Source organism: Kosakonia sp. CFBP8986, assembly GCF_034044935.1.
Classification (GTDB): domain Bacteria; phylum Pseudomonadota; class Gammaproteobacteria; order Enterobacterales; family Enterobacteriaceae; genus Kosakonia; species Kosakonia cowanii.
This window is the reverse complement of record NZ_JAXCXB010000001.1, coordinates 152,186-179,043: the sequence shown is the minus strand read 5'-3', so window position 1 is coordinate 179,043 and position 26,858 is coordinate 152,186. Positions and strand designations below refer to the sequence as shown.

Here is a 26,858-nt window from a genome sequence, read left to right as displayed (position 1 = left end):
CTTGAAGATCTGCTTAGTGGATGAAACAGGCACCGGAGACGGTGCCTTATCCGATCTTATCGCCCGCTTTGGGCTGGAGCCGGATGACGACAACCTGATGGCGCTGGTTCGCACGCCAACCCATCTTGAGCTGCGTAAACGCGATGAACCGAAACTCGGCGGTATCTTTGTCGATTTTGTCGCAGGCGCGATGGCGCACCGACGCAAGTTTGGCGGCGGTCGCGGCGAAGCGGTGGCGAAGGCGGTCGGTATTAAAGGCAGCTATCTACCGGAGGTAGTGGATGCGACTGCCGGGCTTGGGCGCGACGCCTTTGTGCTCGCTTCCGTTGGCTGCCGGGTTCGCATGCTGGAGCGCAACCCGGTGGTTGCCGCTCTGCTGGAGGATGGTCTGCAGCGCGGCTATGCAGATGCAGAAGTCGGCCCGTGGCTACGCGACCGGTTAACGCTTATTCACGCCTCAAGCCTTTCGGGGCTAGCGGATATTACGCCGCGCCCGCAGGTGGTCTATCTCGATCCGATGTTTCCGCACAAGCAGAAAAGCGCGCTGGTGAAAAAGGAGATGCGGGTCTTTCAGTCGCTGGTTGGCCCGGATCTTGATGCCGATGGTTTACTGGAGCCTGCGCGTCAGTTAGCAATTAAACGCGTGGTGGTTAAACGGCCCGACTATGCGCCGCCGCTGGCAGGCGTCGCTACGCAATCTGCGGTGGTGACCAAAAGCCATCGTTTCGATATCTACCCCGGCTCCGGGGAATAAAAAAGCCCGGTGGCATTGCGCGCACCGGGCGGTATTCAGGCTACTGACGAAAGGTCAACGAACGATTATTCGTCCTCTTCATCGCGCAGCGGGACAATCAGCATATCCACATGAACGGTGTTAATCAGCTGGCGCGCAGAGGACATCAGTTTGCTCCAGAAGTCCTGATGATGGCCGCACACCACCAAATCCATATCATATTTTTTGATCGCGTCGACCAGCACCTGGCCCAGATCGCCGCTGCCGCTGAGGGTTTCGGTAATCGGATAGCCGGCGTTGGTGGAGAGCTCCGTCAGCGCATGGTGCGTTTCGTCGGAGATGCGCTTTTGCATATCGCCGAGGTTAACGTCGATAAGGCCGGTGTAGAGATCGGAGTAGTTCACATCGACATGAATCAGTGAAATCTTTGCGTTGTAAGGGCGCGCCATAGAGACGGCTTTATCAACCAGCAGCTTGCTTTCAGGGGAGAGATCGACGGCGATAAGGATGTGTTTGTAAGCCATAATGTTACTCCTTCCATAAGTTGTCGATGGCCATCCGGGTGAAACCCTGATGGGGTTGCGCTGCGCTCGCATCCTGCGTTGTACGTGAGCGTTGCGCCCGACTTTTCAGGTCGCATTCAAAATGATTCCTACCTTATAACGCTCTAACAGCACCGTCAATCAACCTGGATCACGATTCACTTACGTAATATTTACAGCGAGATGCAGGGATATGCGTTCGCTTGTGGCAAAAAAAGAGCGCTATCTCCTACACTATTAAGAAACCGTACGGAAGAGAGAGACGGTGTCCCGAAGTTGTCCTGATGCTTTGCGCGAGGTCAACTACGGAACATCGCCTTCGTTGTGGTCCGTCCGGAGCCTTGGTTACACTCTTTGTTGTCTACCTTAGTGGGGTTTTCAGGAGCGTGAGCGCTGGAGTGAAACTCTGTGGGCTCTCGCCGGGGAGGGGATATGGTGATCAGCACTGTTGCGCTGTTTTGGGCTTTGTGTGTGGTGTGTGTAGTGAACATGGCGCGTTATTACTCATCGCTGCGCGCCCTGTTGGTGGTACTTCGCGGATGCGATCCCTTGCTGTATCAATATGTCGATGGCGGTGGGTTCTTTACCGCCCACGGTCAGCCGAGCAAGCAGATGCGGCTGGTGTGGTACATCTACGCCCAACGTTACCGCGATCACCATGACGATGAGTTTATCCGCCGCTGCGAGCGGGTGCGTCACCTGTTTATTTTGACCAGTTCGTTATGCGGGCTGGTGGTACTGAGCCTGATTGGGCTGATGATTTGGCACTGAGCGCTGTTTTGATAAATGCCTGATGGCGCTGCGCTTATCAGGCCTACGGGTTACCGGAATGAGCTTTCCGCGTAGGCCGGATAAGGCGTCAGCCGCCATCCGGCAATCAGCACGGTTCCGGCAATAAAAAAACGGGTCAGTTTCCTGACCCGTTTTTTGTCTCTCTGAGGCTTACGTTAAATAAGCTTCAGCGCAATCCAGTACAGACCGCCGGAAAGGATAATCGACGCCGGCAGCGTGAAGATCCAGGCCATCAGAATGTTGGTCACGGTTTTACGCTGCAGACCGCCGCCGTCGACAATCATCGTACCGGCTACGGACGAAGAGAGCACGTGGGTGGTCGAGACCGGCATCCCGGTATAGCTCGCCAGACCAATCGACACCGCTGCGGTCATCTGTGCGGACATCCCCTGAGCGTAGGTCATGCCTTTCTTACCAATCTTCTCGCCGATGGTGGTGGCAACACGACGCCAGCCAATCATCGTCCCCAGACCCAGTGCCAGCGCGACCGCCATGATGATCCAGATTGGCGCGTACTCGATGGTGCTGAGCATATCGCCTTTCAGTTTCTTCAGCAGACGCTGATCGTCGGCACCGATCTCCGGCTGCTTCGCCACTTTATCCGTGATATCGGAGAGGCAGAGCATAATCCGGCGCAGCTGTCCGCGCTGTTCCAGCGGGATCTGATCGTAGTTTTCAATCCCGGTGAGCATCGCTTTCGCACGGTCCAGCGCAGTGATAGCGCGGCCCGCGTGGCAGTGAAACTCGCCAGGTTTAGTGGCTACTTCTTCCGGCGTTGGGATCAGCGGATCGACACCGGTCGCTTTTTGCAGCAGCGCCGGATGTTGCTGGAAGTAGGTTTCCACGTTGTTGACGGCATCCCGCGTACGGGTGATGTCGTAACCGGAGGCGTTCATATTGACCACGAAGCCCGCCGGCGCGACGCCGATCAGCACCAGCATAATCAGGCCGATACCTTTCTGACCGTCGTTTGCCCCATGAGAGAAGCTGACGCCGATAGCAGAGAGGATCAGTGCGATACGCGTCCAGAAAGGCGGCTTTTTCTTGCCGTCGATCTTCTCACGTTCCGCAGGCGTCATATGGATGCGCGCACGTTTCTTGGTGCTGCTCCAGTAACGACGCAGCAGGAACACCAATCCACCGGCAAATACCAGGCCGACGATCGGTGAAACGATCAGCGAACCAAAGATATTCAGCACTTTCGGGATGTTCAGCGCGTCGACCACCGAAGTGCCGGTCATCAGTGCATTGGTTAAACCAATACCGATAATTGCGCCAATCAGGGTGTGAGAACTGGAAGCAGGCAGGCCCAGATACCAGGTGCCGAGGTTCCAGATAATGGCAGCCAGCAGCATGGAAAAGACCATCGCCAGGCCGTGTGCGGAGCTAACATTCAGCAACAGATCGGTTGGCAACATATGCACAATGGCATACGCAACGCTTAACCCACCCAGCAAAACGCCGAAGAAGTTAAACACTGCCGCCATCACAACCGCCAGCTGAGAACGCATAGCGCGTGTATAAATCACGGTTGCAACGGCATTCGCTGTGTCGTGGAAGCCGTTAATGGCCTCGTAAAACAGAACAAAAACCAGTGCAAGCACGAGGAGTAGCCCGGTGTGGAGATCCAGGCCGGCAAACAAATGTACCATAGGTCGTTAAGCCATTTTGGGGACACGAACGCCGCGCATTATCAGGGACATTGGCGGTATGGGCAAAGTGAAATATCGACTTTTTTTGACATCATCGCTTACATTCCGCTGAATTTTTAAAATTATCTTATAAATTTCAATGGCATGTTTCTTTTCTCACCACACCGCGCTGGTGTGACCAGCCTGAACTCTTTACAATTCGCGACCAGGTAAGAGAGAGGGTGAAGATGTGGAAAGCTTTGATGCCATTATAGTCGGTGCTGGCGCGGCGGGGATGTTTTGTGCGGCGCTGGCGGGGCAAGCGGGACAGCGCATGCTGCTGCTGGATAACGGCAAAAAGCCGGGGCGTAAGATCCTGATGTCCGGCGGCGGGCGCTGCAACTTCACTAATCTTTATGTCGAACCGGCGGCTTACTTAAGCCAGAACCCCCATTTTTGTAAATCTGCCCTCGCGCGCTACACCCAGTGGGATTTTATCGATCTGGTGGGTAAACACGGCATCGCCTGGCATGAGAAGACGCTCGGCCAGCTCTTTTGCGACGACTCCGCGCAGCAGATTGTCGATCTGCTGGTGGCTGAGTGCGAGAAGGGCAATGTCACCCAGCGCCTGCGCACGGAAATCCTCTCCGTCGAGCGCGATGATAACGGCTACACCTTACAGCTGAACGGCGGCACGGTGCAGGCGGCGAAACTGGTGATCGCCTCCGGCGGGCTATCGATGCCGGGGCTGGGCGCTTCGCCTTTCGGCTACAAAATCGCCGAGCAGTTTGGCCTGAAGGTGCTGCCGACCCGCGCCGGTCTGGTGCCCTTTACGCTGCACAAACCTTTGCTTGAGCAGGTGCAGACCCTCTCTGGCGTCTCTGTGCCGTCTGTGATCACCGCTGAAAACGGGACGGTATTTCGCGAAAACTTGCTCTTTACCCATCGCGGCCTGTCGGGGCCTGCGGTGCTGCAAATCTCCAGCTACTGGCTGCCGGGCGAGTTTGTTACCATTAACTTAGTGCCGGAGTGCGATCTGGCAGAATTCCTGAATCAGCAGCGCGATGCGCACCCCAATCAGAGCCTGAAAAACACCCTCGGCATGCAGTTGCCAAAACGGCTGGTGGAGTGTTTGCAGCAGCTCGGGCAGATCCCCGATGTGACGCTGAAGCAGCTCAATAGCCGTGACCAGGAGAAGCTGGTCGAGGCCCTGACCGCGTGGCGAGTCCAGCCCAACGGCACCGAAGGTTACCGCACCGCAGAGGTAACGCTCGGCGGCGTGGATACCCATGAACTCTCGTCGCGCACGATGGAAGCGCGAAACGTGCCGGGGCTCTATTTTATTGGCGAAGTGATGGATGTGACCGGCTGGCTGGGGGGCTACAACTTCCAGTGGGCATGGTCCAGCGCCTGGGCCTGCGCACAGGCACTGGCGGAGCAAGAGGCATAAGCGTTTTTCGATCGCGCACGGTTTACCGCCAGCAACGTTCATCTTTCAGGCAATAAATTGCGAGAGCCCTCGCGAAACCGCAATGTGAGCATTTGACTCTGCGGCTGCGCACTCACACAATCCTTTTCACTTAAAGCAAATTACGCTGAAGGCCATTGATTTAAGCGTCTTTATTTTTGCGGGGTGTTTATTAACTCGCTAAAAACAGACGCTTTTTTTGGTAGGTTTGCTATGGATTAGGATAATTCCTGGCACTTATTTCGCCGAAAAATCAGACAATAGAGGCCTTTTCGCTTTCAGAAAGGGTGCGGTAGCTTTCTATCAAGCCCGCCACGTTAAACCGATGAACGCGCCTGGAGTGGTGCGTTTTATGTCAGGATCCGCTTTATGAGCAATCGCATCACTGTTCAGTTACCTGCCGAGGGGCTGCTCTTCTGGAAAATTTCTGGTCGTGAAGCCCTGTCCGAAGCATTCTCCTTTACCCTGCAATTGCTCGGGACTGACGCGCGCATGGATCGCAGCCAGCTGCTCGGTAAACCGGTCACCGTCACCCTGCCAACCCAGGGCTTGTCCGGCAGCCGCTACCTTAACGGTAAAATCACCCGCGTCGCCGTAAGCGCCGTCGAGCTGAGCGGTACGCGTTATGCCGTTTACCAACTTACCGTAGAGTCGGATCTCTGGCCGATGAAGCGCGACCGCAACCTGCGTATTTTCCAGGGACAGACGGTGCCGCAAATCGTGAAAACCCTACTGGGCGAATACCAGGTCAATATTGAAGATAAGCTGACAGGCAGCTACCGCACGTGGGAGTACTGCGTGCAGTACCAGGAGAGCAGCTTCGATTTCATCAGCCGTCTGATGGAGCTGGAAGGCATCGCCTACCATTTCAAGCATGAAGCGGACAAACACACGCTGGTGCTGACCGACGCTGCTACCCAACATCAACCTTTCAGCGGCTATGAATTTATTCCCTATCACCAGACCCCATCGGGCGGTAGCACCGATGAAGAGGGAATTAGCCAGTGGGCGCTGGAAGATAGCGTGACGCCAGGGATTTACAGCCTGGATGATTACGATTTCCGCAAACCGAACGCGTGGCTTTTCCAGGCGCGGCAAAACCCGAACTCTCCGTCGCCCGGCGCTATTGATGTTTATGACTGGCCGGGCCGCTTCGTCGAGCATGGGCACGGTGAATTCTACGCCCGCATTCGCCAGGAGCGCTGGCAGGTTGAGCATCAGCAAATCGAAGGCACCGCCACGGCAATCGGAATTGCGCCGGGCTGCACGTTCCAGCTGACCAACGCCGCGTTCTTTAATGACAATGGCGAATACCTTGTCACCGCCGCGCACTACAACTTTGAAGAGAACCGCTACGCCAGCGGTGCCGACAGCCAGACAGTGCACCGCATCGACTTCAGCGTTATTCCCTCCTCGGTGGTGTTTCGCCCGCCGCAGCACACTCCCTGGCCGCGCACTTACGGCCCGCAGACCGCGCGCGTCGTTGGCCCACAGGGTGAGAGCATCTGGACGGATAAATATGGCCGCATAAAAGTGAAGTTCCACTGGGATCGGCTGGCGAAAGGCGATGACACCAGCTCCTGCTGGGTGCGCGTCTCCAGCGCCTGGGCCGGTCAGGGCTATGGCGGCGTACAGATCCCGCGCGTCGGCGACGAAGTCGTCATCGACTTTATCAACGGCGATCCGGACCGCCCGATTGTTACCGGCCGCGTTTACAACGAAGCGAGCATGCCGCCCTGGGCGCTGCCTGCCGCCGCAACGCAGATGGGCTTCCTCAGCCGCTCGAAAGATGGCTCGGTAGATAATGCCAACGCCCTGCGCTTTGAAGATAAAGCGGGCGAAGAGCAGGTGTGGATCCAGGCCGAGCGTAACCTTGATACCCATGTGAAAAACGATGAGACGCGCAGCGTTGGCGGCTCACAGACCGTCAACATCACCCGCGATCACAGCGGCAAAGTGGCCGGAACCCACTTCCAGGCGACGCAGCTTTCCCACGACGAGGTGATCGGCGGTGGCTTTACGCAGAAAGTGCAGGGCCCCCTGGTGCAGGCCTCTGACACCGGCATTCAGCTTGTTTCTGGTAAATCGGTGCTGACTTTGGGTGCCAATGGCACGGTTACGCTGCAGTGTGAGAATTTCAAAATCGACGCGCAGGGCAGCGGTCAGATTAATACCGGCGGGCTGCTGGATTTGAACTTATCGAAGCCACAACCGCAGGGTGAAGTTGCCCCTACCATTTCGCAGATCCAGGACGCGGTAAAACAAGCATTTAATCAAGGGAAGGATAAATAATGGCGACCGCACAGTTTGTTGTTTCGGAAGGCATCCTCAACCTGCCGGAAGCATGCCAGGATCGCAGCATCAATGTGCTGCGCTTTAATGAGAGCAACGCGACGCTGGTGATCACCCGTGCGTGGGACATCAAGGTAGGCGAGGAAGAGGCGTTTATCAGCCAGCAGTTGGCGAAAGTGAAGCGCAGCATGAAGAAAGTCGTAATGGGTGAAGTGGGAGATAGCCAGGTGGCGAACCAGCCTGCCCGTGAAGTTTCGCTGCGCTTTGAAAACCAGGGCGTGCTGGTGCATGAGAAACTGGCCATCACCCGCGTGGAGGATCATCTTCTGGTGCTGACATTCAGCCGCACCGCGCCGTTTGACGCACCGGCTGATGCATTCTGGGCATCGATCAAATCGGGCTTACAGTTAGGGGCGTAACGATGACGGATTACATCGCGGCCCGTATTGATGACCCACTCATCCACAGCTCGGTGCTGGCAGATTTTGTCGGCGCTGTTGTGGAAGGGGCGATTATCGCCGGGATCCTGTTTGCAGCCGGTACCGGTGTCGGTGCAGTGTTGGGCGGGGTGGCGATAGCCGCATTGGTTTTCAGCGGCGAGCTGGAAAAAATCGGCGATGCTGCCGGGAAACTGGTCGACAGCCTGATAGACCCCGGGCCCCCCGACGCGCATATTGTCACCGGCTCTGAAAACGTGCATATCAAGGGCAAAAAAGCCGCGCGTGCCGCCGGAACCGTGGATCGCGATTATCTGCTCGCGCCTCCTGCTCCTGAAGAGAGCATCGACTGGGCGGCTGTTGGCGTGCTGGCGCTGGCCACTGCGGCTGAAGCTGCAAAGCTCATCGTGACGCCCGGCGGCATGACGATAGCGCTTGCCGAACGCGCTAAAAATCTCACCCTCGATGATATGAAAAAGTGGGGCTCAAACCTGTGGGAATCCCTTTCTCAACCGCTGGTTGAGAGCGCCGATCCCCATGCGACCCCGATGCCACTCGATACCGTTGACTGCAAAAAAGGCCATGCGGTCACCAGCAGTAACTTTATCGCCCAGGGTTCCAAAAGCGTTCTAATCAATAATCAGCCCGCGGCGCGCAATGGTGAGAAGAGCACCTGCGAAGCGGAAATCAAAGTTAGCGAAGATCCGCGGGTTCGCATCGGTGGTGACACAATCACCGTTCGCGATATCCGCAGTGGCAAAAACCAGCTGGCCTACTTGCTGGGTGCCATTGTCGGCTCGCTGGGGGTCGCTGAACTGCCCAATCTGGCAAGAATGCTCTGCCGACGCATGCTAACCCGCAGCGTGCTGAAAAATATCGTCTGTGCTTTTGGCAGCGCGGTAGTTTCAGATGTGGTTTCTTCCGTTCTTATCTCCGCAGCGAGCACCGCTTTTCCGGTCAATATCGCCAGCGGCGCCAAGATCCTCGCCAAAGAGGAGGATCTCGACTTTGTGCTGCCGGATCGTATGCCGCTCTACTGGCAGCGTATCTACAACAGCCGCAACCGTGCCTCCGGCATGTTCGGCCCCGGCTGGATGATGCCGTTTGAGACGCGTCTTTACCGTCTGGCGGACAATCAGCTGATTTTCAAGGATATGAGCGGGCGCGAGCTGGGGCTCGGCGAAGTGCTCAGCGGCGATATGATCTCCTATCCGGACGAGGGGCTCAGGCTCTTCTCCAGCCCGAACGGCGCGATTGCGATCCAGACCGGCGAAGGCGATCATCAGGTCTATGAACCGGATCCCACCCGCCCGGGCGAGTGGCGCATGCACCGCATCTACGACCGCCATGAAAACGCCCACTACTTCAGCTGGAACGAGCAGGGCCAGCTGGCGCGTATCTCCAGTGACAACGAAGCGCTGGATGTTGAACTTGAGTACGACGCCCATAGCGGGCGGTTACGCGCGGTTTATCAGATCGTTGATGGCGGACGCCAGCTGCTGGTGAGCTATCGCTACAACGACCAGGCGCAGCTGATTGCGGTCATCGATGCCGATGATGTGGTAACCCGCCAGTTTGGCTGGGATCGCGCCAGCGATATGCTGGCCTGGCACAGCTTCTCTACCGGCCTGAAAGTGCATTACCAGTGGCAGCCGAGCGCAGACGCCGAACACTGGCGCGTGAAGGCGTACCAGGTTCATGACGAGCAGGGCACGGTGCTGGAAAACTGGCGTATCGACGCCGATGAGAGCAAACGCTACGCCCGCGTCAGCAACGATGAAGGCGTGGTCAGCGAACACTACTGGGATGAGATCTACCGCATCACCGCGTACACCGATGTGCACGGCGGTAAGTGGCAGTTCAACTGGGCGGGACAGTCCGAACAGCTGCTGTCAGCCGTACAGCCGGACGGCGGGCGCTGGGAGTTTGCCTGGGACGATCGCGGCAATATGACGCTGGAGCGCGACCCGCTCGAACGCGCAACGCTGAAAACCTGGCATCCGCTGTATGACTTCCCGTTAAAAGAGGTGCTGCCGGATGGCGGCGTCTGGCAGTACGAATACAGCCTGGCGGGCGATGTGGTGGCGCTGACCGATCCGGAAGGCGGCGTGACGCGCTTTGAGTGGAACGATCAGGGCGATTTAATCCGCCGCATCGATGCGCTGGAGAACAGCCACCGCTTCTGGTGGGATGCGCTGGGCCAGCTGATCCGTGAGGAGGACTGCTCCGGCAACCAGAGCCAGAATCAGTATGATGGTGCCGGGCGTCTTATCCGCAGCACCGACCCGCTCGGCAATACTGACCGCTACGTCTGGAGCCCCGCTGGCCGCCTGCAGACCTATATTCGTGCCGACGGACGCGAGACGCAATTCAGCTACACAAAATCCGGCCTGCTCTGCGGCCAGAGCGTCGACGGCGTCAGCACGCGCAGAGTGAAGCTCAACGCGCGCGGCCAGGTAACGGAAGCCACCGACCCGGCAGGGCATGTGACCCGTTTCCGCTTCAACCGGGCGGGCCGTCTGGTGACGCTGACTAACGCCAACAATCAGGAGTGGCGTTTCGACTACACCCCGACCGGGCTGCTGACCTGTCAGCAGGATTACGCCGGGCGGCAGACGGAGTATCACTACAACGCCGCGCAGCAGGTTGCTTCGCTGGTACGCCACCCGGAGCGCGGCAGCGACCTGCCGGCGCAGGTGCTGAATTACGAATATGACGCCCTCGGGCGCATGACGGCGCGGGAAACCCCGGAGCACCGCACCGAATACCGTTACAGCGCGCTGGCCACCGAAATCCGCCGTTATGCCTACACCGAGTGGCGTCAGGCCGCGGTGGAGATGCGCGAGCCCGCGCACAGCGAAGCCATTATCCTCGCGCGCAATAAGCTTGGCGACCTGGTCCGCGAGGAGAACCATTCCGGCGTTTATCAGCATGAATACGATGCCTTAAGCAACCTCAGCGCCACCACCTTCCCGGACGGTCGGGAACTGAAATTCCTGCGCTACGGCACCGGGCACCTGCTGGAGATGCAGCTCTCCCTGAGCGGCAAAACGCTGCCGGTCACCGGCTACCAGCGTGACCGCCTGCACCGGGAGACGCACCGCACGATGGGCGCGCTGGAGCTCGAGACGCACTATGACATGGCCGGGCGTATCACGCACCGGCGCTGCACGGACAACCTGCGCGACCGTCTGGTCTCGGAGCGCCGCTACCAGTGGGACCGCGCGGACCAGATAATCCGTCGCATGTACACCGACGGCGCACCCTCCACTCCGGCGGAGAAGTACCGTCAGTCCCTGTGGGGCTACGATGCGGCCGGGCGCATGACGCAGAGCCTGCAGCCGGAAGGGGAAGAGCGTTTCTGGTATGACGCCGCGGACAACCGCACCACGCCGGAGATGCAGCCGGTATGGAACAACCTGCTGAAACGCCTGGACGGCGTGAACCGTGAGTACGACGGTTTCGGGCGCATGTCCGTGCGCCACGACACGCACCGGAGAGTGACGCAGCGCTTCAGCTACGATGACGAGCACCGCATCAGCCGGGTGGAATTCGACGGCGATGCGGAGTTCACAAAAGCAGAATACCGCTACGACGCGCTGGGCCGCCGCACGGAGAAACAGGTGTGGCGACGCCATGCCCGGAAACCGGAACGCACGCAGTACGCCTGGTCCGGCCTGCAGATGGTGGGCGAAACCAGCGACAGCCACCCGGACGCGGCGGTGCAGTATATCCACACCGAAAACAGCTATGAGCCGCTGGCGCGCGTCGACAGCCACGGTGAGCATGCGGACATCTTCTGGTACCACACGGAACTGAACGGCCTGCCGGACAGCGTGACCGACAGCAACGGCGACACCGTCTGGCGCGGGGCTTCAAGCGCCTGGGGCCGCAGCCTGCGCGAGAGCACACCGGTAAACTGGGACACCCCGCAGAACCTGCGCTTCCAGGGCCAGTACCTGGACCGCGAAACGGGCCTGCACTACAACACCTTCCGCTACTACGACCCGGCGGGCGGGTGTTACACCCAGATGGATCCGATTGGTCTGGCGGGCGGGCTGAATACCTATACCTATGTGGATGATCCACTGGGGTGGGTGGATCCGTTGGGGTTGGCTAAAATGCCATGTGGCCCGATGGTTAGAAAAATTAATGGTAGAAGGCCAATCAATAGTGCTTTTGCAGGCAAAATGTATCCGATTGAAAAATTGCCTATTGATATTAGAGGCAAATATCAACATAGCGTCCCGTTCAACCATGCTGGCTTCCCGGATTTTTCTAGGTATTCTATTAAAAACGTGCGTATAACGCTTGGTAAGTCAAGAGATGTTGATTTTGGCCGCGCAGATATCGCTGCAGGTTACAGCCCAAGTAATCCTAGACCTAGAGGTTATACATGGCATCATCATCAGGATTCTGGTTACATGCAACTTGTTCCTACTGAAATACATGACGCTGTAAGGCACTCTGGTGGCATTGCTACAAACAGGAGATAATAATGGTTAATATCGTGAACTATAATAGTCCAGCTAGTACAGAAGAAATCACAACTTTCGAAAAAAGAGTTGGCGGTGCCTTTCCTGAGGATTACAAAGATTTTTTAAAGAAATATAACGGAGGCCAACCAGTCCCGAGTGCTTTCAGATTTTATTCTGATAGAGATGATGGTTCTGCAGTTGATTGGTTTCTTAGTTTAGGGAAGGAAAAATATAGCAATTTACAAAAGTATTATGAGCAGTATAAAGATAGGGTGCCTCAGGGATTAATGCCAATCGCGCATGATGCTGGTGGTAACCTTGTGTTGATTGGTGTAAATGGACACCAAGGAATTTATTTCTGGGATCATGAGTTTGAGGCTGATGAGGGTGATTCGCCTGATATGTCTAATGTTTATAAAGTGAGTGAGACTTTTACTGAATTCTTGGGTGACCTTCATGAAATAGAATTGTGATTTTATAGGGGCCGGTATGTTTCTACCTGCCCTTATTTTTGATGAACAAAATTTCTTTCAAGAAGTTTCTGTTACTAGCAGAGCAAACTACAACACTCTTGAAAGAAGATGACTTAGTGTCCAACAAATTTTAACAGACGTTCATCTAATTGCCGACGATGTCAATAGCGAAAGTGTTTATTGTAAAAATGATATTCTTTTATATTTTTCTGCTGGGTTAATTGATTGCTTTAATATGATTTTTAGATGGTGGCAATTGAAAATATAAAATGAGTTGATGTTTTTTTAAGTGCGAAATAAAATGCTATTATTATAGAATAAATGAATGCAATGAGGTTTTATTAAAGTTCTATAAATTCGGTTTTTATTGATGAGAAATATTTTCTTGCGGCTAAGTGCTTTTCTAGATTCAAAAATTTAATGTTGAAGAACTAAAATAGAAGTCAAAAAGTTAGTTGATTTTGGGATATGTTTATAGGCATTACTAATTTCAATAGCGACTTTAAGGAAAAATCTCTTTTGAATTAAAATTTCAGTACCTATACCAAACCAGAATGTACGCAGTACGCCTGATCCTGCCTGCAGATGGTGGGCGAAACCAGCCACCAGAACGCGGAAACGTCGGTGCGGAATTTTTACACCGAAAACAGCTATGAACCGCTGGCGCGGGTCGACAGCCACGGTGAGCATGCGGAAAATTTCTGGTATCACACGGCAGGAGTCGCGGAATAAATATGAAAAAAATCAACGATAGCTATATCTCGATGCTTTGGCAGGCACTTTCTGAAGATCCAAATATGGATGCTTCCCTTGTTGGTTTAAACTTATCCAATGAAAACAGCTTATCATTAGCCTTCCGGAAGTTAATAAAGCCGTTTTATGATAATTTCCCTTATTTTATAAAAGACAGATGCAAAAATAGTCTTGCATATGCGATTAATTTCTATGATGAAAAACTACTTTCGCGTCTTTATGAGTCTGCCATTCCGCTTTTTGAACCACCTAAGAATATGAGTATGAAACAGTTTTATGTAACCGTTTGGGAATGTCTCTTTCCGGGGGAGAGTTGTTTGATAAATAATCCAGAGGAATACGTAGAAATTCCCTTTAATGAGTTATACAAAAATAGCACAGATTAGGCGTGGTTTAAATATAGCTCTGTCTTTCTTATCTCCCCAGTTATGGCCTGAAATGATCAAGCGTATTGCTCTTGATGGTTATTTGGTCTGGATTTATCAATAACATCCAGGAGGAAGTAAATTGAAATTGTTAAAAGAAAATGAAGAGATCTCTTTGTCAGGAGATGAGGCTATTAAAATATTAACAGATGTTGAATGTATTCTTATTTCATTGCGAGATATTGCCAGGCATTACTACGATAACGTCGACGGTGAGATTACATCTGAGAATAGATCTGCCTATTGTGAAGAAACTACAAGGTTTATAGATGAAAATGAGATTGCTAAAAAACTAGCAAATATAAGAAGAGTGATTAGCGAGAAATTTAACCTTGAGCCAGGCGATGATGAGATGGATGATATTGAAAGAGAATTAGAAAATATTCGTTATTGGAAGCCACGTTCGGAATAGGTTATTGATAAATCGGAATTTTATTGGGGTTGTTTATCGGCGCTGTTTTTTATCAATAGTAATGCTATATTGGATTTTTATCGTGGCTATTAAAAAGAGCACTCTTAAAGATGGTTTGGTTTTTATAAATGACGATAACCCAGGCGAGTCCGTTATAGTTAATTTCTACACTTTTGTTAGCCTTGTTAAAGGCATAATGGTCGCTTATGGTAATAAATCAGAAGGCGAGGCAGAGTCTATAATTAATAACTCACCTATGCTAACTGTGCTACCCCAAAATTATCTGGAAGCTTGCTTGCTGGGACATGAAGAAGAATATTATTGGGCTATGGTTATTTCGCATGGTTATCGATATTTTGAAAAGGGATTTAGTTATTCTGCGCCCGATAGCTACGATGAGTGGGAAAGCAAATATATAAAAGATAACAATCTCAAAACTAATGCGCTGATATTTAAAGATGAGGAGTGATGGAATTGCTGAGTAATAAAAAAGAGCTGATTCTAAAGTTAATGATGAAGCAAATTAATCTCTCTGAATTTCTATGCCAGTTTGGTGATGGTTCCGGAGTGTTAGATCTCTGTAAGGAGTTAACCATTGCGCGAGAAGCCAAAGACGCTGAGCTTGTTGACCTTCTTCTTTATCTCAGTGCGGTAGTAAAATTTGATTACTACGATGTCGACATATTAAACCAGCTTGTGACAGATACCTGGCATCAGAAACATGAAGAGATCGTAAGATTGTTAGATCATTATCGGCAGCCTTCCAGCGTAAATCCTCTTTATGAAGCCGCGCTGCTCAATCTTGATTACAGGGATTACGATGATGATTTCATACTGGCAAATAAATGCATACGGGTGCTGGAGAAAATACAGGACCAGAATGCTATTGAGAAAATGGAATTATTAGCCAGCGCTGATAATGAATTAATCCGTCAATATGCACAAAAACACTTAAATAGAGTCCGGCGCTAAAGCAGAACAAGCTTATTGGATTGGCTGATCTTTAAGGCGTGAAGGCGCGCTATCCGCAACACGTCGCGCTTCTTAAGACCTTACTTATCTCTTCTGGCAGACCAAATTGACAACCACACCTCGCCACGCTAGTTTTCCCGAAAGCCCTCGACCTGTTAAACCATGATTGATTTTAACGCCGATATCATTAGTTTCACCTCGCTTGCCAATATCCATCTTGGTCATTCTGTGGATATTTACCTTGAGGAGATGCTTACCCGCTTTACCGTCGAGACGAAAGAGTACCCCTCTTCATCGCCGTTGGGCGGCGATATGCACGGCTATTTTCTTGATGACAACACGGTATCGATCTTTACCGATGCGAACGACATCATCGTCTCCGTCATCTGTAACCAGAACTACCACGGGAGATACCAGAACAGGCTCTATGCTGGTATCACCATGGAGCGGCTAACGCTTCTCAGCAAAAGCGTCCTGCTGATTAACGGCGCTCTGATTGTTGATGGTGATTACGGGCTCGCTTTTTCTCTCCCTTCGCCCTATGACGAGATTGCCGATAGTCTTCAGCACATCCCTGGCGATCTGCAACTTTTTGAGATTGTCGTCAGCGACTACTCTTCCTGGGCACCGCAAGCTTCACGCAGAGGACGTAAAAAAAGATGAATACCAGCCTATTGCAAACCACCCTGGATGCATTCAAAACTACCCACCATTTAACTTTCCCCGAACGTTACACGCGCTTTCTCATCGCGCAGTGCGACGCAACCGAAATCACCACGCCGGAAGGTGATGCTATCTATTTATACGCCCACGGCGATCTGCTGGAGCGAAACGACACCTATGCCATCCAGCAGGTGGAGCCTGAGTATCTGCTGATTGGTCAGGATGGCGATGTTGGCTACTTTATCCACGGCAAATCGGGCAACGAGATGATCTACAGCCAGGATCTGGGCGCGCTTGGCGCGCTGCCGATGGAGCCTGTCGCTGAGAGTATCGACCAGTTGCTCGCCTGAGCGTTTTGCCTTTGATTTTCCTCACAAAGCCCTTTCCAGCGCTGCCCGTTCGCTTGCCAGACAAAAATTTAATTTAAAGCTGGTATAACTTTTGCGCACATTCTTCCGATATATCCGTCATGCGCCCCGCGCCACGCCATATCGGAGAAGTTATGTCAGTCAAAAGAAATACCGGGAAAAAGCTCAAAGCCAGGACGCTGATGTTGATATCCATCTTTGTCACGATAACCGCCGGTTTTCTTGTGACCATTGGCTTGCTGATATGGCAAGCGATGGCGCAGCAGGAGATGGTGGCAAAGAAACATCTGCAACAGATTGCCCAGACCGAAACCCTGCAAGTGAGCCAGCAGCTTGATTCCGCGCTGGTTGCGGCGCGCGATGTCGGCAACAGCGCCTGGTCACTGCGTGAAGCAGGCCTTGCGGATCGCAAAGGGCTGGATCAGCTCCTGCGCGACTACCTGCATGCGCACAGCGATTTCCTCTCGATGTCGCTGGCCTTTGAATCGAACGCTTTCGACGGCAAAGATGCCGAATTTGCCGGCAAACCGGAGCAGGATCCTGCCGGTCGCTATGCCCGTTATGTCGATCGCGACTCGGCAGGCAACCCGTCTCTGCACAACCTGCTCGATTACGAAACGCCGGGCAGCGGCAATTACTATGTGCTGCCGCGCCAGCGCCAGAAAGAGGTGATTATCGAGCCCTATATCTACCCCTACAACGGGGTCGATGTGATGCTTACCTCCATCGCCGCGCCGATTATGCGCAACGGTAAATTCCAGGGTTCAGTCACGTCGGACTTCTCACTGGCGACGCTGCAAAAACGGATTGGTGCCATCAAACCATGGGACGGCGTCGGCTATGCCGTGCTGTTGTCGGCGGAGAATAACGTCGTCTCCAGCCCGGACAAAGCGGCCATCGGCAAGCCCTACAAGGGCAGCATTACGGGCAGCGAGGTGGTGCGCTTTGACGATCCGCAGCTCGGCGAACCGGCATTTATTACCTGGCGCACCATTGCGGTCGGCAATAGCGGCACGCCGTGGAAACTGGCGATTATCACCCCGGTCAGCGTGGTGATGGCGGAAGCCTGGCACTTCCTGATGAATGCGATTGTGATGATGGTGCTGAGTATTATTATCGTCAGCCTGGTGGTGGCGCTGGTCTTTACCCGCAAAGTCGCGCGCCCGGTGGGCGGTGAGCCATCCGAAGCGGCGGAGATCGCGCTCTCGGTTGCGCAGGGCGATCTCAGCAGCACCATCCCCGTGCAGAGGGGTGACAGCAGTAGCATCTTCTACGCGCTACACGCCATGCAGGGGCAACTGCACCGCATTGTCAGCACCATCACCGATGCCAGCAACTCGGTGCGTGCGGGCAGTAGCGAAATTGCCGCCGGTAACCTCGATCTTGCTTCACGTACCGAAGAGCAGGCGGCGGCGATTGTGCAAACCGCAGCGAGCATGGAGCAAATTGCCGTCACGGTGAAAAATAACGCCGATAACGCCCACAAAGCGACGCGTCTTACCGAGCAGGCGACGGAGATTGCCGGGCAGGGCGAAGCGCTGGTTGACGAAGTGGTTGATGTCATCAATAAAATCGACGAAAGCGCGCAGAAGATCGGCGATATCAACAGCATCATCGACGGTATCGCTTTCCAGACCAATATCCTTGCGCTGAATGCCGCCGTGGAAGCGGCGCGCGCCGGGGAGCAGGGGCGTGGTTTTGCGGTGGTTGCGGGTGAAGTGCGCAGCCTCGCGCAGCGCAGCGCCAATGCGGCGAAAGAGATCTCAACGCTGATTGATGAGTCGACCGGCCGCGTCAGCAAAGGCGTGGCGCTGGTGAATGAAACTGGCGCGATGATGAAACAGATCATCGAGGCGGTCACCAATGTCCACCTGGTGATCAACGAAATCGTACAGGCGCTGGATGAGCAGACCAAGGGCATCAACCAGGTCAGCGTGGCGGTAAATCAGATGGATAGCGCCACCCAGCAGAACGCCTCGCTGGTGCAGCAGATCTCCGCGGCCGCCATGTCGCTGGAGGAGCAGGCGAAATCACTGGAAGAGACGCTGGCCTTCTTCGCCGCGCGTCAGGTGTAATGCAAAGGCCCGCAATGAGCGGGCCTTTCTCTTTAATGCGTCATTTTGCCAGATCGTCGAGCAGCGCCCGGTGAAATGTCGCCGGGTCCTGCATCTGCGGCGCGTGACCTAAGCCATCAAACTCCACCAGCCGGGCATTGGGGATCAGTTCCGCCGCCTCTTTGCCCAATACCTTGTAGTTGCCGACCGCCTTTTTCACCTCCGGCGGCGCATCATCGCTGCCGGGCGCGGTTGTATCGCCGGTGCCGATAAACAGCGTAGTGGGCACGCGTAAATCCTTAAACTCATAGAACACCGGCTGGGTGTAGATCATGTCGTAGATCAGCGCCGAGTTCCACGCCACCCGCGTCTTGCCCGGCCCGTTGTTTAATCCCGCCAGCATCTCAACCCATTTATTGTATTCCGGCTTCCATTCACCCATGTAATAGGTCTTCTGCTCGTAGGCTTTAATGCTCTGCGCGGTGGTTTTCAGCTCGCGCTGATACCATGCGTCCACACTGCGATAGGGCACGCCCTTCGCCTTCCAGTCCTCAAGGCCAATCGGGTTAACCATCACCAGCTTCTGCGTCTCTTGCGGGTACATCAGCGCATAGCGCGTCGCCAGCATGCCGCCAGTGGAGTGGCCGATAATCACCGCTTTTTTCACCCCCAACTTCGCCAGCAGTTGATGGGTATTCTCCGCCAGTTGCTGAAAGCTGTACTGGTAATTGGCCGGTTTAGTGGAGGTGCAGAAGCCAATCTGATCGGGGGCAATCACCCGGTAACCGGCCTCATGCAGCGCGGTAATGGTGCTCTCCCAGGTGGCGGCGCAAAAGTTTTTGCCGTGCAGCAATACCACGGTTTCGCCGTTCGGTTTATCGGCGGAGATATCCATATACCCCATGCTTAAGGGCTGGCGCTGGGACTGAAACTCAAAGTGCATCAGCGGCCACGGGTAGGTGAACCCTTCAAGCTGGCCACCATACTCCGCGGACTGCGCCGCACCGGTGAAGAGCAACGCGAGCAGTAGCGCGCGGCGGGGAAAACGTCGCATACAACCTCCTGGCTCGTTTAAACGATATCGTCCACCACGCCGCCATCGACGCGCAGCGCTGCGCCGGAGGTCGCCGACGCCTGCGTTGAGCAAACATAAACCACCATATTCGCCACCTCTTCAACGGTGGCGGCGCGCTGGATAACCGATGAGGGGCGATTCGCCATCACAAACTCTTTCGCCAGCGTCTCCAGTGACTTACCGGTTCTCTCCATCTCTTCCTGCATCATGCCGGCGAAACCGTCGGACATCGTTGGCCCCGGTAATACGCTGTTGACCGTGACGCCGCTGCCGGCAACAAACTTCGCCAGCCCGCGCGCCAGCGACAACTGCGCCGTTTTGGTCACGCCGTAGTGGATCATATCCGTCGGAATATTCAGGGCGGACTCGGAGGAGATAAACACCACGCGGCCCCAGCCCTTATCGACCATTGCGGGCAGCAGCGCGCGTGCCAGCCGCACGCCGGACATGACGTTGGTCTGCCAGTAATTCTCCCAGGTCTCGTCATCGGTGGCGTAGAAATCCTGCGGGCCATAAATACCGGCATTATTGACCAGGATATCAACGTCAGAGGCGGCTTTAAGCAGGGAAGCCACACCTTCCGCCGAGCCAAGATCGGCAACAGCGGTACGCACACGAGCGCCGCTCACGTGCTGGGTTAACGCCGCTTTGGCCTTGTTGACCGACTCGTCGCTGCGCCCGTTGAGGATCACCTCTGCACCGCTCTGCGCCAGCCCGGTCGCAATTGCGAAACCAATCCCGCCCGTCGAGGCGGTAACCAGCGCCACTTTTCCGCTCAGATCAATCTTCATTATTCGCTCCTTATCACGTGGATTTGGCAAATAAATAAGCCTGGCACATGTGGCGCGGTGCGGGCGAAAAAGCATCAACTGTGGGTATGAGGTTCCTGCGCCAGACACTGTAAATGGCCGTGGCGCACGCCGCGCTGGGCGATCACCTCATCGGCGAAATGCTCAATCTCGCCGCGTTTGCCTTTTAGGACGGCGATCTCAAGGCAGTCGTCATGGCTGATGTGCACGTGCAGGGTGGCCACTGAGAGATCGTGATGGTGGTGCTGAGTGGCGACCAGCCGGCTTGCCAGCTCGCGCTTCTCATGTTCATACACGTAGGTCAGCACAGCAAAGCCCTGCTTCTCCGGATCCGCCGGAGCCTCCTGCGCCAGTGCGCCGCGCAGCAGATCGCGTGCGGCTTCTGAGCGGTTGTGGTAGCCGCGCCGCTGGCTTAGCGTGTCCAGGGCGGCGAGCAGATCGTCGTCAAGCGTTAGGGTAACGCGTTGCATAGCGGGTTCCTCGGGCGAAGTGAAGGGAGGGCGGGTAACACCGCCTGTTGTAGCGCCTGGCCCGCAGCGGAGCTAAAGCGCAGCGGCGCACTGACGGTGACGTTTTCGACGATCTGCCCGGCCTCCATCACCAGCACCCGCTGGCAGAAGTGCTCCACCAGGCGCAAATCGTGGGTGATAAACAGGCACGCCGCGCCGGAGCGCTGTTGCAGGCGTTGCAGCAGGGCGATGATGCCGCTTTGCACCACGCGATCGAGGCTGGAGACCGCTTCATCCAGAATCAGTAACCCCGGCGCGACCGCCAGCGCCCGGGCGAGGCAGACACGTTGCAGCTGACCGCCGCTCAGCTGCATAGGGTGTTTCTCCAATAAATCAGGCTCCAGCTCGACATCTGCGAGCAATTGCATGATGCGCTGGAGCTGCTGCGCTTTGCTGAGCTTTGCCAGGTGGCGCAGCGGTTCACGCATGATGTCGCGCACCGTCATGCGCGGGTTGACCGCGCTAATCGGATCCTGAAACACCATCTGTACATCGCGGCGAAAATTGCGGCGCGCGGCACGATCAAGCGCCGAAAGTGGCGTTCCTCGCCAGCAGACGTGGCCTTGCTCAGGTGCTTCCAGCCCGACCAGCAGGCGCGCCAGCGTGCTCTTGCCGCAGCCGCTGCGCCCGAGCAGGGCGACGGTTTCACCCTGCTTTAGCGTCAGGGAGATATCGCTCAGCACCTGTTGGTGGCGGTAAGCGTGGGAGAGTTGGTTAACGGTGAGGAGGGTCATTACGCAAGCTCCATGCCGTAGAGCGCCAGGTGCGCGCTCACTAGCTGGCGAGTGAGCGGATGCTGCGGCGCGTGAAAAATAGCCCCGACCGCGCCGCGCTCGATGATGCGCCCGTTATCCATCACCGCCACCTCATCGGCGAGACGCGCCACCACGCCCATATCGTGCGTTACCAGCAGCATTCCCGGCTGGCATTGCTGCATCAGGGAGTCGAGCAGGTCGAGGATACTGGCCTGGGCGATGGCGTCGAGATCGGTGGTCGGCTCATCGGCGATAAGAAAGGGCGCCTCGGCCAGCAGCGCCAGCGCAATCATCACCCGTTGCAGCATGCCGCCGCTCATCTCAAAAGCGTGAAGGGCGAGAACCCGGCGTGCATCGCGCAGGCCGACCTGCTCCAGCGCGGCGATAGCGTGCGTTTCACTGAACGGTTTGCCCAGCGCCAGGCAGCTCTCCCGCGCGTGGTCGGCCATGGTTCGCAGCGGGTTGAACGCGCTGCGTGGGTTTTGCATCACCGTTGCCACCGTCACGCCGCGCAGCGCCTGGGGGGAAACCGGCTGGCCGTCGATCAGCACCGCGCCCGCCGTTTGTCGAACGCCTGCGGGCAATACGCCAAGCGCTGCCGCGCAGGTGAGGGATTTGCCGCTGCCGCTGGCACCGACCAGCGCCAGCACCTGGCCGCGGCGTAGAGTAAGAGAGAGATCGTCAACCAGCGGTCGCGCTGCGGAAAGCGTGAGATGTTGCAGGCTCAATTGCGTAGCCATCAGTGGGCGTGCTCCGTAACCAGATGTGGGTCGAGATGGTCGCGCAGCGCGTCGCCCACCAGGTTGAAGGCCATGACGCTGAGAAACAGCGCCAGCCCCGGCCACAGCATTTGCAGCGGCTGCGTCCAGATAAACTGCCGCGCGTCATTGATCATCACCCCCCACTCCGGCGTCGGCGCGCTGACCCCGAGGCCGAGAAAGGACATCCCGGCGACATGCAGCATCATATGGCCGATATCCAGCGTCGCCAGCACCAGCAACGACGGCACAATTGCGCCCGCCAGGTGGTCACGAAACAAGTGCAGATAACCCGCTCCGCTCAGCCGTGCGGCCAGCACATATTCGCGGCTGCGCAGCGACAGCACCAGGCTGCGCACCATCCGCGCATACCAGGCCCAGTGAGAGAGTGCGATGGCGATAATCACATTGGTCAGGCCGGTGCCAAGCACACCCACCATAAAAAACGACAGGATCGAGGTGGGGAAGGTCATAAAGAGATCGGCAACACGCATAATCAGCTGATCCACGCGCCCGCCAAGCAGCCCGGCGCAGCCGCCGGCGCCAAGCCCGAGGATCAGCACCAGCAGCAGGCAGCAGAGCACCGATCCTAGCGACACGCGGGTGGCGGCCAGCAGCCGGGAGAAGATATCGCGCCCGAGATGATCCGTGCCGAGCCAGTGCTTGCTATCGGGCGGCAGCAGCCGCGCAGGCAGGTCGATAGCCTGCGGATCGAAGGGCAGCCACCACTGGCAACTCAGAGCGATGATAAACAGCAACGCCAGTATCAGCAGGGCGAGGCGCACTGGCCAGCGCGCGGTGTGGAGAAAGTGCATCAGTGCGCCCCTTCATGATGACGGACGCGCGGATCGAGCGCGGCGCTCAGCAGATCCACTGCCAGGTTGCAGAGGGCGAAAACCATCACCATCACCAGCGTAAAGCACTGGATCACCGGGTAGTCGCGGTTGAAGATCGCCGACACGGCGTAGCGGCCAATGCCGGGCCAGGCGAAGATGCTCTCAATAATCATCGTGCCGCCAATCAGCTCGCCAATATGCATCCCCAGCGCAGTGATCACCGGCAGCGACGCGTTGCGCAAAATATGCCGCCGCTCGGTTTGCTTCTCGCTTAACCCGCGTAGCCGTGCCCAGGTGACGTGGCGCTGCCCGGCGGCCTCCAGCAGGCTGGCGCGCAGCAGACGCGCATTGATGGCCAGCGACATCAGCGCGATGGAGACGGCGGGCAGAATCAGGTGCTGCCAGCCGCCGTAACCGAGCGCAGGCAACCAGTGCAGATGCACGGAAAAGAGCATCACCAGCAGAAAGGCGAGCCAGAAGTTGGGCATTGAGACACCAAGAAACGCCACCGCGCGGACAACAAAATCGGGCCACTTATCGCGGTGTCGCGCTGCCCAGATGCCGAGCGGCAGCGAGGTCAGCAGGATCAGCACCAGCGCCGCGCCCGCCAGTTGCAAGGTGGCGGGCAGAAAGCGCAGCACATCCTCCAGCACCGGGCGCTGGGTGGCATAGGAGAGGCCAAAATCGAGATGCAGCGCGCGCCATAACCAGTGGGCGTACTGATCGACTAACGGCTGATCAAGGCCGAGCGCCACGCGCGTGGCGGCAATCATCTCCGGCGTCGGCGGCAGGTTCGACAAGCGCAGGTAATCGAGCGCCGGGTCGCCCGTGCCGAGGCGCAGCAGCAGGAAAATCACCACAGAGGCGGCAAGGATCATCGGGATCAGTAGCAGCAAACGCTTTATCACGTAGCGGCTCATTGCGCGCTGCCCGGTTTGATCTGATCAAACGGGATCTCGGCGGCAACGGGCGCAAACGGGATCTCTCCCAGCTCCGGCTTCGCCACCACCATTGTCGACACATAGCTGATCGGCAGATAGACGGCATCGTTATGCAAGCGGGTGAGAATATCGCGATAGAGTGCCTGCCGGGTGGCCTCATCCCGGGCGGTGAGCACTTCGCCAATCTCTTTGTCGATCAGTGGCTTGTCAGGCAAACCCTGCTGCGCCTGGTAATCGGCGTGCGAGGGCACACGCATCGAACTGATAAACGCGTGGGGATCGTAGGGCGCGCCCCAGCTGCGGTTGAAGATCATGCCGAAACGGCCGTCGTGCTGGCGGGCGTAGATGCTGCTCTCCTCTTCACCGACCAGCGCGATATCCACGCCCACCTGGCGCAGATTGGCTTGAATGATTTCCGCCATCGATTTGCTCAGCGCGTCGGTGCCGGTAAAAGCCAGCTCGATATGCAGCGGCTGGCCCGCTTTTTCGCGAATGGTTTTCCCGGCGGGCAATAACCAGCCCGCGTTTTCCAGCAGCGCATTGGCGCGGGCGGGATCGTACTGACGCGCTTTAAGACCAATATTGGCGTAGGGCACGCCCGGAGCGAAAAGCGTATCGGCGACCTGCTGCGTACCGTACAGCGCGCCATTAATAAGGGTTTTTTTATCCACCGCATAGTTCAGCGCTTCGCGCACTGCCAACTCGTTGGTCGGCGCGCGGGCGGAGTTGAGCGCCAGCATCACCGTTTCCACCGGTGCGGAGAGTTGGGTGCGCCACTGCGGGTTCTGGCGATAGCGAGCGAAGGTATCGAGCGTCAGCAGCCCTTCGTTGCCGTAGAGCAGGTCAATCTCGCCGGTTTCAAACGCCACGGCGCGGCTGGTGGCATCGGGGATCACCTTAATCACCACTTTCGCCAGCGCCGGTTTCGCGCCCCAGTAGCGCTCGTTGCGCACCATCACGTCAAATTGATTTAAGCGTGACTCCTGCAAGATCCACGGCCCGGTGCCGATAGGCGCGACAATGCCGTTCAGGGTTTCATGGTTTTTAAATTGCGACGGGGCGATAAAGCGAAACGGGCGGGGCAGGGCAAGCTCTTGTAAGAAGGGGTAATAGGCGCTTTTGAGCGTGATTTGTAACTGATTGGGGCTTAACGCTTTCACTTCGCTGATCTGGTTCACCAACTCAAGCCAGGCGTGGCGCGAGCGATTATCCAGCACCGCACGGAAGTTCTCCGCTGCCGCTTCGGCGTTAAAGGGCTCACCGTTGGAGAAGGTCACGCCATCGCGCAGGGTGAAGACCCAGGTTTTGCCATCGTCCGAATGGTGCCAGCCTGTTGCCAGCCACGGGCGCACCGTGCCGTTGGCCTCATATTTCACCAGCGGTTCATAAACCATGCTTTGCGCGAACATCTGGTTCGGGGTGTAGAGGTGAGGGTTGAGCGGGCCGACATTCACCGGCCAGGCGGTGGTGAGAGTATCCGTTGCCGCAAAAAGGGCAAACGATGCGCAGAGCAGCAGCAGAGCGCCAGCATAACGGTAGAAAAACACGTAAGCGTCCTGACGAAACGTCATTGGCGGGAAAGTATGACGATTTTAATTATTCATCATACGAATGAGATGTTTTAGATCAAACGGCGGGCGGTTGCGCGGGATTAATTCTCGGTGGGCGGATGAGGATTGCCGGATGGATACGCGCGGAATACGTAGGCCCGGTAAGCGCAGCGCCACCGGGCATCTTCCCTTACTGCGCTTTAAACAGCTGCAACAACATCTCTACCTGCTCATCGAGCGGGGCGAGATCCTTTTTGACGATCAGATGCAGCGGCGTGGCACGCCGCGCGCCGTGGTTGAGCGGCAGCGCTTTCAACTGCCCGCTTGCCAGCAGCGGCGCAATACGCTCCTGCGGCAGCCAGCCGTAACCGACCTGATACTGCACCGCCTCAATGGCGGCATCAATGGTGGAAAAGGTCCACGCCTCCTGCGCAACAGGCGTCTGGCGGGCGTCGCTTTCGGCGATGCGGATCTGCGGCCAGGCGGCGAGCATCGCTTCGCTCACCTGCTGCGCCGCGCTGAGAGGGTGATCGCGGTGCGCCACGCAAACAAAATCGATATTCATCAGCCACTCGCCGCGCCCGGTCATATCCTGGCGGCGGGTCAGCACCATCACATCCGCCTGCGCGTAGCTTGGCGCATCGTCCGGAGCGGTCTCCAGCACTTCCGTCAGGCGTACCTGGGTTTGCGGGTAACAGTGCTGGAACTGGCGCAGGATGGCGAACAGCCGTGCGCGCGGAAAGATGCTGTCGACCACCAGATCCAGCCGGGTACGCATACCGTTACGCAGCGTAGCGGCGCGGGTCTCCACCCACTCAAACGCTTTCAGCAGCGGCTTCACCTGGCTGAGCAGCAGTTCGCCCGCAGGCGTCAGCACTGCCCGTCGCCCCTCCGGCACCAGCAGCGCAACACCGAGCCGTTCCTGCAGGAGCGCCAGGTTATAGCTGACCGAAGACTGGCTGCGGTGTGTCTCTTCTGCCGCTTTAGCAAAGCTGCCCAGTTCGACCACTTTTTGCAGCAGCGACCATTGTTCCAGCGTGCTCTTGTGCATGACTCATCTAATTTTTGAATGAATTTGATGCAAATATAGCGTTATTCATTGGTTTTTTGCAGAGGTACGATCTCCTCAACA

26 protein-coding genes are annotated in these 26,858 nt (G+C 56.3%); 14 read left to right on the top strand and 12 right to left on the bottom strand.

Annotated features, from left to right (window positions below; all coding sequences use genetic code 11):
- Nucleotide 1: 1 nt before the first annotated feature.
- Nucleotides 2–754 carry a 16S rRNA (guanine(1516)-N(2))-methyltransferase RsmJ gene (gene rsmJ, locus SOM48_RS00860; RefSeq protein ID WP_054802668.1) on the top strand — a complete coding sequence of 251 codons (753 nt, stop codon included), beginning with the start codon at nt 2–4 and terminating at the stop codon, nt 752–754.
- A gap of 65 nt (nt 755–819) precedes the next feature.
- On the opposite strand, the gene uspA is transcribed toward rsmJ, so the two are convergent.
- Nucleotides 820–1,257, bottom strand: coding sequence for a universal stress protein UspA (uspA, locus tag SOM48_RS00855; RefSeq protein WP_023482018.1), 438 nt, complete (start codon nt 1,255–1,257; stop codon nt 820–822).
- A 453-nt stretch (nt 1,258–1,710) separates the two neighbouring features.
- Between uspA and uspB the strand changes: the two genes are divergently transcribed.
- Nucleotides 1,711–2,046: a universal stress protein UspB gene (gene uspB, locus SOM48_RS00850; protein WP_023481978.1), complete on the top strand. Its 336-nt coding sequence runs from the start codon at nt 1,711–1,713 to the stop codon at nt 2,044–2,046.
- Between the two features lie 176 nt (nt 2,047–2,222).
- On the opposite strand, the gene pitA is transcribed toward uspB, so the two are convergent.
- The gene (gene pitA / locus SOM48_RS00845) at nt 2,223–3,719 is read right to left on the bottom strand and encodes an inorganic phosphate transporter PitA (protein WP_023481972.1); all 1,497 of its coding nucleotides are present in this window, start codon (nt 3,717–3,719) and stop codon (nt 2,223–2,225) included.
- Between the two features lie 229 nt (nt 3,720–3,948).
- On the opposite strand from pitA, the gene SOM48_RS00840 reads away from it, so the two are divergent.
- From SOM48_RS00840 to SOM48_RS00820, 5 genes are all read left to right on the top strand, one after another.
- Nucleotides 3,949–5,148 carry a BaiN/RdsA family NAD(P)/FAD-dependent oxidoreductase gene (locus SOM48_RS00840; RefSeq protein ID WP_320511238.1) on the top strand — a complete coding sequence of 400 codons (1,200 nt, stop codon included), beginning with the start codon at nt 3,949–3,951 and terminating at the stop codon, nt 5,146–5,148.
- Between the two features lie 387 nt (nt 5,149–5,535).
- Entirely contained in the window at nt 5,536–7,458 is a 1,923-nt protein-coding gene (locus SOM48_RS00835; RefSeq protein WP_139966454.1) for a type VI secretion system Vgr family protein, read from the top strand.
- A complete protein-coding gene (locus tag SOM48_RS00830; protein WP_023482063.1) occupies nt 7,458–7,877 on the top strand; it encodes a DcrB-related protein in 420 nt (139 codons plus the stop codon). Before SOM48_RS00835 ends, SOM48_RS00830 begins: the two co-directional genes overlap by 1 nt.
- 2 nt (nt 7,878–7,879) lie before the next feature.
- The gene (locus SOM48_RS00825) at nt 7,880–12,391 is read left to right on the top strand and encodes an RHS repeat-associated core domain-containing protein (protein ID WP_320511237.1); all 4,512 of its coding nucleotides are present in this window, start codon (nt 7,880–7,882) and stop codon (nt 12,389–12,391) included.
- A gap of 2 nt (nt 12,392–12,393) precedes the next feature.
- Nucleotides 12,394–12,846 carry an SMI1/KNR4 family protein gene (locus SOM48_RS00820; protein ID WP_320511236.1) on the top strand — a complete coding sequence of 151 codons (453 nt, stop codon included), beginning with the start codon at nt 12,394–12,396 and terminating at the stop codon, nt 12,844–12,846.
- A 417-nt stretch (nt 12,847–13,263) separates the two neighbouring features.
- Here SOM48_RS00820 and SOM48_RS00815 read toward each other — a convergent pair whose 3' ends face one another.
- Nucleotides 13,264–13,536 carry a hypothetical protein gene (locus SOM48_RS00815; protein WP_320511235.1) on the bottom strand — a complete coding sequence of 91 codons (273 nt, stop codon included), beginning with the start codon at nt 13,534–13,536 and terminating at the stop codon, nt 13,264–13,266.
- A gap of 44 nt (nt 13,537–13,580) precedes the next feature.
- On the opposite strand from SOM48_RS00815, the gene SOM48_RS00810 reads away from it, so the two are divergent.
- The 7 genes from SOM48_RS00810 to SOM48_RS00780 all read left to right on the top strand — a co-directional run bounded on the left by SOM48_RS00810 (nt 13,581) and on the right by SOM48_RS00780 (nt 18,514).
- Nucleotides 13,581–13,985: a hypothetical protein gene (locus SOM48_RS00810; protein WP_289744893.1), complete on the top strand. Its 405-nt coding sequence runs from the start codon at nt 13,581–13,583 to the stop codon at nt 13,983–13,985.
- 121 nt (nt 13,986–14,106) lie between these two features.
- On the top strand, nt 14,107–14,436 hold the full coding sequence (locus SOM48_RS00805) for a hypothetical protein (protein ID WP_320511234.1): 330 nt from the start codon (nt 14,107–14,109) through the stop codon (nt 14,434–14,436).
- A gap of 82 nt (nt 14,437–14,518) precedes the next feature.
- A complete protein-coding gene (locus SOM48_RS00800) occupies nt 14,519–14,905 on the top strand; it encodes a hypothetical protein (protein ID WP_320511233.1) in 387 nt (128 codons plus the stop codon).
- Complete coding sequence (locus SOM48_RS00795) at nt 14,905–15,408, top strand: hypothetical protein (protein ID WP_315079510.1); 504 nt, start codon at nt 14,905–14,907, stop codon at nt 15,406–15,408. The genes SOM48_RS00800 and SOM48_RS00795 overlap by 1 nt, the downstream gene beginning before the upstream one ends.
- 162 nt (nt 15,409–15,570) lie before the next feature.
- A complete protein-coding gene (locus SOM48_RS00790) occupies nt 15,571–16,071 on the top strand; it encodes a hypothetical protein (protein ID WP_320511232.1) in 501 nt (166 codons plus the stop codon).
- Nucleotides 16,068–16,421 (top strand): SMI1/KNR4 family protein, encoded by a 354-nt coding sequence (locus SOM48_RS00785; protein ID WP_320511231.1) that lies wholly within the window; start codon nt 16,068–16,070, stop codon nt 16,419–16,421. The genes SOM48_RS00790 and SOM48_RS00785 overlap by 4 nt, the downstream gene beginning before the upstream one ends.
- A gap of 200 nt (nt 16,422–16,621) precedes the next feature.
- Entirely contained in the window at nt 16,622–18,514 is a 1,893-nt protein-coding gene (locus SOM48_RS00780; RefSeq protein WP_414672782.1) for a methyl-accepting chemotaxis protein, read from the top strand.
- A gap of 40 nt (nt 18,515–18,554) precedes the next feature.
- Here SOM48_RS00780 and SOM48_RS00775 read toward each other — a convergent pair whose 3' ends face one another.
- The 9 genes from SOM48_RS00775 to SOM48_RS00735 all read right to left on the bottom strand — a co-directional run bounded on the left by SOM48_RS00775 (nt 18,555) and on the right by SOM48_RS00735 (nt 26,777).
- A complete protein-coding gene (locus SOM48_RS00775) occupies nt 18,555–19,547 on the bottom strand; it encodes an alpha/beta fold hydrolase (protein ID WP_270221973.1) in 993 nt (330 codons plus the stop codon).
- A 17-nt stretch (nt 19,548–19,564) separates the two neighbouring features.
- Nucleotides 19,565–20,359, bottom strand: a complete 795-nt coding sequence (locus tag SOM48_RS00770; protein WP_320511229.1) for an SDR family NAD(P)-dependent oxidoreductase — start codon at nt 20,357–20,359, stop codon at nt 19,565–19,567.
- 74 nt (nt 20,360–20,433) lie between these two features.
- A complete protein-coding gene (nikR, locus tag SOM48_RS00765) occupies nt 20,434–20,847 on the bottom strand; it encodes a nickel-responsive transcriptional regulator NikR (RefSeq protein WP_320511228.1) in 414 nt (137 codons plus the stop codon).
- On the bottom strand, nt 20,829–21,620 hold the full coding sequence (nikE, locus tag SOM48_RS00760; RefSeq protein WP_320511227.1) for a nickel import ATP-binding protein NikE: 792 nt from the start codon (nt 21,618–21,620) through the stop codon (nt 20,829–20,831). The genes nikR and nikE overlap by 19 nt, the downstream gene beginning before the upstream one ends.
- Complete coding sequence (nikD, locus tag SOM48_RS00755; RefSeq protein WP_320511226.1) at nt 21,620–22,381, bottom strand: nickel import ATP-binding protein NikD; 762 nt, start codon at nt 22,379–22,381, stop codon at nt 21,620–21,622. The genes nikE and nikD overlap by 1 nt, the downstream gene beginning before the upstream one ends.
- Nucleotides 22,381–23,214, bottom strand: coding sequence for a nickel ABC transporter permease subunit NikC (gene nikC, locus SOM48_RS00750; RefSeq protein ID WP_313275358.1), 834 nt, complete (start codon nt 23,212–23,214; stop codon nt 22,381–22,383). The genes nikD and nikC overlap by 1 nt, the downstream gene beginning before the upstream one ends.
- A complete protein-coding gene (nikB, locus tag SOM48_RS00745) occupies nt 23,214–24,155 on the bottom strand; it encodes a nickel ABC transporter permease subunit NikB (protein WP_054802655.1) in 942 nt (313 codons plus the stop codon). Before nikB ends, nikC begins: the two co-directional genes overlap by 1 nt.
- Nucleotides 24,152–25,723, bottom strand: a complete 1,572-nt coding sequence (gene nikA, locus SOM48_RS00740) for a nickel ABC transporter substrate-binding protein (RefSeq protein WP_320511225.1) — start codon at nt 25,721–25,723, stop codon at nt 24,152–24,154. The genes nikB and nikA overlap by 4 nt, the downstream gene beginning before the upstream one ends.
- Before the next feature lie 193 nt (nt 25,724–25,916).
- The gene (locus SOM48_RS00735; protein WP_023482027.1) at nt 25,917–26,777 is read right to left on the bottom strand and encodes a LysR family transcriptional regulator; all 861 of its coding nucleotides are present in this window, start codon (nt 26,775–26,777) and stop codon (nt 25,917–25,919) included.
- Between the last annotated feature and the right edge of the window lie 81 nt (nt 26,778–26,858).